The sequence below is a fragment of the Rothia sp. 27098_8_29 genome (assembly GCF_041432785.1).
In the GTDB taxonomy this organism is placed as follows: Bacteria; Actinomycetota; Actinomycetes; order Actinomycetales; family Micrococcaceae; genus Rothia; species Rothia mucilaginosa.
The window spans coordinates 1-2,944 of the sequence record NZ_JAPWAI010000022.1 but is presented as its reverse complement, the minus strand read 5'-3'; the positions used below and the strand labels follow the sequence as shown (position 1 = coordinate 2,944).

Below are 2,944 nucleotides of genomic sequence, written 5' to 3'. Positions count from 1 at the left end.
CTTTATGCCTTGTTGCGGCGCATGACCGACAGGATGAGTGCGGCCATGAGGGCGATAAAGGCGACGGGGAGGAGGACCAGCGGAATCTGGCTCATGAGGGCGGGCGGCGCTGCCCCAACCCACTTCATCACGAGCATGGCGACTCCGGTGAGCAGGCAAATCAGGGCGAGAAGCGCACCTGCCGCGCCGAGCCAACGGATAGCTCCGGCGTAGGGAAGGGGAGCGGGCGCCTGGTCTGCGGTACTGCGCGTGTCCTGTACGGGTTCATTACTCATAAATTTAACCGTATCAGCTCACACACAGCTGTTAATGGGCGAAGCCCCAGATTTAGCGGTTTGAGACTCAAATTCACAGCGTATGCGAAGCTTGGGGCGGGCGCCGCAATGTTTGCGCACGCGAGATGCTTTAATAGGGGTATGTCTGAACAGGTTATTGAACTGCTCCCCGAAACTACGCCCGCTACTGACGCGCCTGCAGAGTCCGTTGCGCCTTCTGCCGCGCCTGAGAGCACCGACGAGGGTAGCGCTGTACCTGCTGAGACTCAGCCCTCCGTGAACGCTGAGGAGACTGAGGCGGCTGATACGCCCGCTGAGGAATCTGCATCCGAGGAATATACCTCTGAGGAATCTGCTGCCGAAGAAACCGCACAGAACGAAGACTCCACCCCCGACCCCTTCACCCCGCTGGATGAAGAGGTGGGCGCCCCCTCCCTGGGCGTTCCGCACAAGTTGCGCCGCACCTCCAAGGTGGATGAGATTCTTGCCGCTGCCAAGGATGTGGCGTTGCAGGGCGTTCAGGAAATCGCCCCGGCACACGCTATCGGCCTGGTGCATCACGTGCGCGCCGAGGAAGAGCGTCTAAGCACTCACCTTTTCGAGTGCACCCTGCCCGGTTACCGCGGCTGGTTCTGGTTCGCGACCCTCTCGCGTGCGCCTCGCTCCCGCGTGGCAACGATCTGCGAGGTGGGCCTGCTACCCGGCGACGACGCACTGATTGCGCCGGATTGGGTGCCGTGGGCTGACCGCGTTCGCCCGGAAGACCTGGAGGAGAACGCCGCGCAGGAGAACGCAGAGTCTGCTGAAACCGCTGAGGCAGAGGAATCTGCTGAGCCCGCAGAGAACAAAGCGGAAGAGAACGAATCTGCCGTGGAAGAAACCGCTGAAGCTGAGTCCGCAGAGTAAGCCTACCGTCTACTCCTCTTAATAAGGGGTGGGTTAGCAAAAGCGTATATATAAGGTGTCTTGAGTCGTCCAATGAGTTTTCATTGGGCGACTCAATGACTTAAGCCGTGGCAAAAGCCGCTGAAAAAGTACATAATAGATTATTGAATAAGTAACGACTTAGGCAGTGCTATCTAAGTACTGTTGCGGTGAAAGCTGGGAGAGATATATGACAGACCTCATCGATACCACAGAGATGTATTTGCGCACCATCCTCGAACTGGAGGAAGAGGGCATTGTCCCCATGCGTGCGCGCATCGCTGAACGACTCGAGCACTCCGGCCCAACCGTTTCCCAGACTGTGGCACGCATGGAGAAGCACGGCCTGCTCACCGTTGAGCCGGACCGCCACCTCGAACTGACCGAGGAAGGCCGCCACAAGGCGGTCGAGGTGATGCGTAAGCACCGCCTGGCTGAGCGACTGCTCTCCGACATTATTGGTCTGGAACTTGAGTACGTGCATGAAGAGGCATGCCGCTGGGAGCACGTCATGAGTGACAAGGTGGAGAAGCGCATCCTGGAGATGCTCAAGGACCCCAAGTTCTCCCCGTACGGCAACGCTATCCCCGGCCTGGAGGATCTGGGTCACACTAGCGAAAAGAACGACGAGCGTACCGTGCCCATGTCCCTGGCGGCACGCGACTCTGGTCCCGAGGACCGTTTCACTATCTCTCGTTTCCCTGAGTCCATTCAGACTGACGTTGAGCTGTTGAAGCTGCTGGCTGACGCAGGTATTGTCTACGGCGCTTCGGTGTCCGTGGTTGCCGGTCAGAACGATGACGTGATTGTTCACGCCGACGGTGAAGAGGACACCCTCTCCCTGGACATGGATGTGGCAAACGCAATCGTGGTCAAGCGCGGCGGCAACCTCTAAGGTCTAATTCTGAGAGTCTGCTAACCCAGTTCACGCTAAACGGTGGTATCGCCTTCCTTAGTGGAGGCGGTGCCACCGTTTTTGTTCATATGTTAGGGTTGCTCGGTCTTGCGGGGAGGTTTTGGGGAGCTGAGGTGCCTAGTGGGTGGGGTATTTCAGAGTTTGGTCATGTGCGCGGGCGCATATACTCCTCTCTCAGAGTTTTAGCAACTGCGCTTGAGTGCATTTTTCGGGTTTTTCGCTTAAATCTAAGGTTGAAACTGAGGGAAACGCCGATGTTTGAGCAATCTCTGAGAACGGACATTTAAGAGATAAGGGTCATTTTTAAGAGTTTTGAACCCTGTCCTTAAGGGGTGCTGGTGCATTAAAAGCGAATGTGCATCCTTGTGAAACACCTAGTCAAGAGCCTTAAACGGTAGCTGTTGGTTCCATTGAGAGGGGGTCAAATGCCTGGAGTGCCAAGTTTTCCCCCCAGGGTGAAAGTCCAAAATTTAAGCCCGAATGAAGTGACAACTGGGAGTTTTCTGTGTATTCTCGATTTGTGCCCAAATCCTCATCGTAAGAGGGCACCGTCGAAGCGGTTCCGCTGAGTTCTGCCAACGCTTCGATGTACGTCTACCCAATATGGCAGAAGCGGGGGACCCAATCCCCAAGCTGGGATACGGCATCTCAATCGAGAAGCCTCGGGGCTAAGTCACTTCGGTGGCCGAGCGAATCCATGCTCGAGCCCGACAGCTCACCTCGTCAGGCAATGGAGGAATTACCAATGGCTAAGAAGATCGTACGTACCGCAGGTGCAACCCTCGCAGCAGGCGCAATCCTGCTCGGCTCGACCGTTCCCGCGAACGCA

At 56.8% G+C, this 2,944-nt stretch carries 3 protein-coding genes and 1 riboswitch; of the genes, 2 read left to right on the top strand and 1 reads right to left on the bottom strand.

From position 1 onward, the window contains the following. Positions 1 to 2: 2 nt before the first annotated feature. Positions 3 to 275, bottom strand: coding sequence for a hypothetical protein (locus O3649_RS09030; RefSeq protein WP_005504529.1), 273 nt, complete (start codon positions 273 to 275; stop codon positions 3 to 5). Between the two features lie 141 nt (positions 276 to 416). Here O3649_RS09030 and O3649_RS09025 point away from each other — a divergent pair, with 141 nt between their 5' ends. After that, positions 417 to 1,181, top strand: coding sequence for a DUF3027 domain-containing protein (locus tag O3649_RS09025; RefSeq protein WP_303944331.1), 765 nt, complete (start codon positions 417 to 419; stop codon positions 1,179 to 1,181). Between the two features lie 208 nt (positions 1,182 to 1,389). Beyond that, positions 1,390 to 2,094, top strand: coding sequence for a metal-dependent transcriptional regulator (locus tag O3649_RS09020; protein WP_005504532.1), 705 nt, complete (start codon positions 1,390 to 1,392; stop codon positions 2,092 to 2,094). A 606-nt stretch (positions 2,095 to 2,700) separates the two neighbouring features. Beyond that, positions 2,701 to 2,860: riboswitch (cyclic di-AMP (ydaO/yuaA leader) on the top strand. Positions 2,861 to 2,944 lie beyond the last annotated feature (84 nt).